This is a genomic window from Microcystis sp. BLCC-F209, assembly GCF_041928595.1.
GTDB lineage: Bacteria > Cyanobacteriota > Cyanobacteriia > Cyanobacteriales > Microcystaceae > Microcystis.
Genome location: NZ_JBHFLL010000254.1, coordinates 1 through 6,616, shown reverse-complemented (window position 1 = coordinate 6,616; position 6,616 = coordinate 1). Strand labels below are relative to the sequence as shown.

The 6,616-nt window shown below is 44.2% G+C and carries 6 protein-coding genes; 5 read left to right on the top strand and 1 reads right to left on the bottom strand.

Annotated elements, in window-relative coordinates; genetic code table 11:
• Positions 1-468 precede the first annotated feature (468 nt).
• On the bottom strand, positions 469-1,668 hold the full coding sequence (locus ACE1AQ_RS16105) for a hypothetical protein (protein ID WP_110545429.1): 1,200 nt from the start codon (positions 1,666-1,668) through the stop codon (positions 469-471).
• 55 nt (positions 1,669-1,723) lie between these two features.
• Between ACE1AQ_RS16105 and ACE1AQ_RS16100 the strand changes: the two genes are divergently transcribed.
• From ACE1AQ_RS16100 to ACE1AQ_RS16080, 5 genes are all read left to right on the top strand, one after another.
• On the top strand, positions 1,724-2,431 hold the full coding sequence (locus tag ACE1AQ_RS16100) for a Crp/Fnr family transcriptional regulator (protein WP_008196282.1): 708 nt from the start codon (positions 1,724-1,726) through the stop codon (positions 2,429-2,431).
• Positions 2,389-2,541 carry a hypothetical protein gene (locus tag ACE1AQ_RS16095; protein WP_374808788.1) on the top strand — a complete coding sequence of 51 codons (153 nt, stop codon included), beginning with the start codon at positions 2,389-2,391 and terminating at the stop codon, positions 2,539-2,541. Before ACE1AQ_RS16100 ends, ACE1AQ_RS16095 begins: the two co-directional genes overlap by 43 nt.
• Before the next feature lie 206 nt (positions 2,542-2,747).
• The gene (gene cutA, locus ACE1AQ_RS16090) at positions 2,748-3,086 is read left to right on the top strand and encodes a divalent-cation tolerance protein CutA (protein WP_106909582.1); all 339 of its coding nucleotides are present in this window, start codon (positions 2,748-2,750) and stop codon (positions 3,084-3,086) included.
• A gap of 174 nt (positions 3,087-3,260) precedes the next feature.
• Positions 3,261-5,966, top strand: coding sequence for a phycobilisome rod-core linker polypeptide (locus tag ACE1AQ_RS16085; RefSeq protein ID WP_110546093.1), 2,706 nt, complete (start codon positions 3,261-3,263; stop codon positions 5,964-5,966).
• 410 nt (positions 5,967-6,376) lie between these two features.
• The coding region (locus tag ACE1AQ_RS16080; RefSeq protein ID WP_374808785.1) for a transposase at positions 6,377-6,616 on the top strand (240 nt) is incomplete at its 3' end.

The following is a 6,616-nucleotide window of genomic DNA, read 5'->3' as shown; positions in this document are numbered from 1 at the left end:
AGTCAGGAGAATTAAGAATGAATAATAGTTAACTAAATGGTCTATTGACAGATTTCAGGCAGTTTAATTCTTGTTTTTGCCGTTTTTGAACCATCAAAAATTAATTATGCAAGAGGTCTAATGAAGTTGTACTTTATGTTGATGAGAAAGGCTGTAACCAAAAAATTTATAAGACTAAATCCGTTTTTAATAGTGTGATTAACTCTCAAGTTATCAATTGTTTCTCCCCACTTCCCCCCGCAACGCGTACGCAGTGACCCCCCCACTATCCTATACTTTTTAAACAGGATTTAAGTAGGTAGGCGTTAAAAGTTATCAGACACCCCCCTTATCAAGGGGGGCAGGGGGGATCTCCCCACCTATCGGCACCCCCCTTATCAAGGGGGGCAGGGGGGATCGAACCTAAAATTCATTTTTAATTTAATTATAACCAGCTACTTAGTATCACACCTAAATTGTTTGATTTTTTTAAGCATTATTTTCATTCTCACCTCTAAGAGCCGAAAATAAACAGAGACGACCTAAACCCAAGATTGCCGGTGAGAAGTTTTCCTGACTGGGGGCTTCTAGATGGCAACCGGCAAATTCTTGCTGTATTTCTCTTAGAAAATGAGGCCAAATGGTCAAGAAAAAATTACCGCTAAAAATTATTTGATCGATATCCTCAAGACTTTTTTGCTGTTTTTCTAACAAATCATTAACTTTCTGTTTTAAATTATCTAGATACGGTATAATCACCTTCTTATTTAAATCAGTGCGACTGACCGTCCAAGTATGACTGGCCAGAGAGGAGGTAAATTCCCTTTCTTCTTGAAGGATTAATTTGGTCAATCTAGCGGCTGCAAGTAAAGATTTTTTTAAGGGATTAGTATCGGTGAGATCCCGGGGGGAAAGAGGCAAAAAAGAACGCCAGAGAGGATAAATTAACTGAGAGAGTATCGCCTGTTCATAGGTGTTTTCCCCGTAGTTAAAATGGCTCAGAGCGATCGCTTGACGGCATAAAGAGCGAGTTTGCGCTGGGACTTCCACTATCGCTAAAGTGGTGGTTTCCCGTTTCCCTTCGATCACCAGTAGGGTTTGGGGTTGCGGTTGATCGCTGGTGGGAATATAGGCCAGAGCAGTAGCGATCGCTGTTTCTAGACTAGAGAGGCGATCGGGGGGTATTAATTGCGCTGTGAGAAGGGCTTTTTTTAGGTCATCCGTGGGGGTTTCCCCGTCATCGGTGATAATGATAGCTTCTAATCGCTCCAGGGCTTCCCAGAGCCAAGAATCGGTGCTAAAATCCCGATTAGATAGCCAGCTAATTAGATATTCTTCCACCTGATGGCAGGGTAAGCGATCGCTTGTTCCCGTTGCCAGACTCCAAGAAAGAGGATAAAAATCGATCAGTCCTTGGCTTTCCCGAAAAAAAACGATTTTCACCCCCTCTGGTTGCACCTCCATTCCCAGGGACCAACGGGCAACTTCAGGGGTTCGATCGGGGAATAATAACGGAAAAAGCCGCGCTCTGGCCGATTCTAATTGTTGACGGGTGGCGATAATTGTCTCGGCAGTAACTTCTTGCGGGTTAATTAGAGACGAAATCACCCTGGAAAGAACCCGATCGATCTCGGTCAGTAGGGAGGAAAAATCCTGTTTATCGGTCACTAGATCACTAAAAATACCCACAACTTTCTATTGTAGAATCACCCGCCTAAAACGGACAAAATTTAAATATTAAACCATGGAACAAAAACGCTATCCTGCGGAAAAATCAGCAGAGATTCAAAAATTATTGGATACAGCCACTTTATTGGTCGGTTTACCCCCTGAAACCGTCGATAAAGTTATTTCTCATGCTGTCACCCTTACCCATCCCGCTAATCGGGCGATTTTATTAGAAAATGATTGGGGTGGTTCGGTTTACTTTATTCTCGATGGTTGGGTGAAAATTCGTACTTACAATGTGGAGGGCAAAGAAGTCACCTTAAATATCCTCGGTAAAGGGGAAATAGTCGGAGAAATGGCCGCTTTAGAGGAATTTCCCCGCTCCACTGATGCTATCACCCTCACCACGGCCACAATTAGCAGTATTCCCGCCCAAGATTTTCTTAATCTGCTCAAAGCGGAACCTTTAGCGGGAATTCGTCTTTCTCAGTTAATGGCCAAGCGTTTGCGTCAACTTAACCGGCGTTTACGTTTGCGCGAGGCCGATAGTCTCTCCAGAGTCGCCGATAGTTTACTCTTTTTGGCCGAAGGTCAAGGACAAAAAAACAGCCAGGGTACGATAATTCCTAATTTACCTCACCGGGAATTGAGTAGTATTAGTGGTCTGGCCCGGGAAACCGTGACCCGATCCCTGACCAAATTGCAGAAAAAAGGCCTGATTCAACGACAGCAGGACTCTCTTTGTATTCCCGATCTGGCCGCTTTAGAAAAAGTGATCGCCTAAATTCAGTTATCAGTTATCAGTTATCAGTTATCAGTTATCAGTTATCAGTTATCAGTTATCAGTTATCAGTTATCAGTTATCAGTTATCAGTTATCAGTTATCAGTTATAGCGGTGTGCAGTCGTATGAGGTACAGTGTCACGAGCTATAAACCATGCTAGGCAAGGCTTGGTCTGTATCTCACTCAAGCGCTTACCGCTATATCAGTTATCATACTAAATCCGGTTATTAAAGACTGATTATCTATTCCTCCTCTTGCCTGTTGCCTATTGCCTGTTGCCTATCTTCACTAGGAAATTTATTTTGCACGACTACTTATGACTGAAAAATTAACCGGTTTTGGAGTGGTGCTGGTGACAACGACCAGCGAAACGGAAGCGGAACACCTAGCGATCGCCTTACTGAACGAGCGCCTAGCGGCTTGTGTCAGTATTTACCCGATTCGTTCCATTTATCGTTGGCAGGGACAGATTGAAAACGAGAGGGAATGGCAATTAGTGATCAAAACCGATTTAAAGCAGTTTGAGCAGTTATCGGCGAAGATACAGGAACTGCATAGCTATGCCGTCCCGGAAATCATCGCTTTACCGATTGTGGCAGGTTCTCAGACCTATTTAGACTGGTTAGCCTCCCATACAGGTGGGGTGTCAGAATAGACCAATCGGCAACTGGAGCGAAAAAAATCTATATAATTCTTAATAAACTATCTCAGGAAGCACAAAAAGTTTTAATCTAGATGCTGATTAAATGTTTAAACATCTGGTTTTAAGACCGATCGCCTCCACGATTGGAGAACTCAGCACATCGTCAAGGGAGATAGTTAAAATCCAATGAGTCTTAAGGCAAGCGGTGGCAGCTCCTTAGCGCGTCCCCAACTCTATCAAACCGTCCCGGTATCTGCCATTACCCAAGCAGAACAACAAGACCGCTTTCTCGATAAACCCGAACTCAATGAACTGATCGCCTACTTCCAATCGGGGAGCAAGCGCTTAGATATTGCCCAAACCCTCACCCGGAACTCCGATCTGATCGTCTCACGGGCAGCTAACCGGATTTTTACCGGTGGTTCACCCATGGCTTATCTAGAAAAACCCCCCGTGGAAGAAATGGCCCTGGTGGGTGCCGGTACAGCTATCAACGTCAGGGAAGGGATGAAATTAGGAACCGTTACCTACGCTGAAAGCGGGTCGGGTGGCGGTAGTGGCCTTCTCGGTGGCTTAAAAGGGATTTTCGCCTCTAGCGGCCCGATTCCCCCCGGATTCCGACCGATTAACGTCTCTCGTTACGGTCCGAGCAATATGCAGAAGTCCCTCCGGGATTTATCCTGGTTCCTGCGTTACATTACATACGCGATCGTGGCTGGTGATACCAGTATCCTGATCGTTAATACCCGCGGTTTAAGGGAAGTTCTCGAAAATGCCTGTTCCATTGACGCGACCATCGTGGCCCTACAGGAAATGCGGGCCGCTTCGATCGAGTATTTCCAAAGAGACAAGGATGCGGCCACTTTAATCAGTGACTATTTCAATATCCTACTGGGGGAATTAAAAGCCCCCACTCCCTCTAATAAACTGCGTCAACGTCCCAGTAGTGACCAACAGGGTTTAAGTCTTCCCCAAAGCTACTACAATGCCGCCGAAAAACGGCAAAAGTTTGTCATGAAAACCGGTTTATCGGAGTCGGAAAAATCTTCGATTATCAAGGCCGCCTACAGACAAATTTTTGAACGGGACATCACCCGCGCCTATAGTCAGTCCATTTCTGACCTAGAATCGAAGGTGAAAAACGGCGACATCTCGATGAAAGAATTTGTCCGTCGTCTCGGTAAATCGCCTCTCTACCGCAAACAGTTCTTTGAACCTTTTATCAATAGTCGCGCCCTAGAATTGGCTTTCCGTCATTTCCTCGGTCGCGGTCCTTCCTCCCGGGAAGAAGTGCAGAAATACTTCTCGATCGTCTCTAGCGGCGGTTTAGGGGCGTTAATCGATGCTTTAGTCGATTCTCAGGAATATTCCGACTATTTCGGCGAAGAAACCGTTCCCTATCTCCGGGGTTTGGGTGCAGAAGCACAGGAATGTCGCAACTGGGGGATGCAGATCGACCTGTTTAACTACAGCGCACCTTTCCGCAAAGTTCCCCAATTTATCACCACCTTTGCTAAATACGATCGCCCCTTACCGGATCAGCACGTTTACGGTTCTGGAAATGACCCCCTAGAAATCCAATTTGGGGCAATTTTCCCGAAAGAAACCCGCGAACCTAGTTCTAGTCCCGCTCCCTTCGGTAAAGATAGCAAACGTATCCTCATCCACCGCGGACCTGCTACTAATAACCAAAATAGCAACCCCGGGGCCCGAGGTGAATTCCCCGGTACTTTGGGACCGAAGGTTTTCCGTCTCAATAACGAGTTACCCGGTTCTAGTAATGGGGTAAGCGTTAAATTTGGTGAAAGTTCCACCCAAAGAGTGATTTTAGCGGCTTATCGTCAGGTTTTCGGTCGAATGCCCTACGAAGGTCAGCGTTTATCCGTGGCCGAGATTAAGCTGGAAAATGGCGATATTACTCTGCGCGAGTTTATCAAAACCCTAGCTAAATCCGAGACTTTCCGGAAAATCTACTGGACTCCTCTCTATGTGGTGAAAGCGATCGAATATATTCACCGTCGTCTGCTCGGTCGTCCCACCTACGGTCGTCAGGAAATGAATCAATACTTCGATATCTGCTCGAAAAAAGGCTTCTATGCTTTAATCGATGCCCTTATCGATAGTCCTGAATATACGGAAGCTTTTGGCGAAGATACGGTTCCCTACGAGCGCTATCTAACTCCCCAAGGGATGCAGTTACGGATGGTGCGTTTGGGCAATCTCCGCGAAGATATCGGCCAAAGAGTTGATAAAGAGGAAACCCCGCGCTTTATTGAATTGGGTACACCTTCGGTCTCGATTCGTACTGAACCGGATATTCAATCTCGTGTCGGTCAAGGTGTCACGGTTCAACGGGAACAAACTAAGGTCTTTAAACTGTTAACTAATCTCGATAAAGTTGCCGTACAAAATACTGTTCGCGCTGCCTATCGTCAGATTTTTGAACGGGATCTCGAACCCTATATCATCAATGCCGAATTTACCGCTTTAGAGAGTAAATTAAGCAATGCTGAGATCACGGTGAAAGAGTTTATTGAGGGTTTAGGTGGTTCGGATCTTTACCTGAAAGAATTCTATGCTCCCTATCCGAATACGAAAGTAATTGAATTGGGAACCAAGCACTTCTTGGGCCGCGCTCCCTTGAATCAAAAAGAAATCCAGAAATATAACCAAATTCTGGCAACTCAGGGATTAAAGGCTTTTATCGGTGCCATGGTTAATAGCATGGAATACCTACAATTATTTGGTGAAGATACGGTTCCCTATCGTCGTTTCCCAACTCTACCGGCCGCTAATTTTCCCAATACGGAACGGTTATACAATAAGCTGACTAAACAGGATAGTGAACTGGTTGTTCCCAGTTTTAAACCAGTAGTTAAGGTCGGTGGTTAGTTAGTCCTTGAAGTTAGTTAATTTAGCTCGTGTTCAACACGAGCTTTTTTTTGTTTATACTAAATCTTGTTATTAAAGACTGATACTAAATCCAGTTATTAAAAACTGATTATCTATTCCCTCTTTTGCATGAGTGCATGAGTAGAAAACGGGTTTCTCCGAGAAACCCGTTTTCTGTGCGTTACTCAACGGATTTAGTATTATACCAATTCGCCAAAATGTGACTACAGATAGGCTAGAATATCATAAGACCTCTTGCAAAAGTCTTAAGTCGATCCTTGTACAGCAACATTTTTGAAGATTATCAACTACTAATAAATAATTAACTGAAAGTCCCTCCTATTATTGTTTCTATCGTTTGTTTTCGGATTTATGCAAGAGGTCTATATTAGTAGAGTTAAAGGAAAAATATGGCAGGAGTTTATAAGATAGAAATATCTGAAAGTGAAGCAAAACTCAAGGAACTGCTTAGAAAAGAAAAAACTGGTTCAGGAAAAGAAAGAATACAAGTATTGTACTTGTTAAAGACAAAAAAGGCAAAAACGGTGACAGAAGCTGCGGAAATGCTAGGAAGAAATAGAGTCACTGTACAAGATTGGTTAGGAAAATATCGTCAAGGAGGACTCGAAAAATTATTGTCTAAAAAAGTC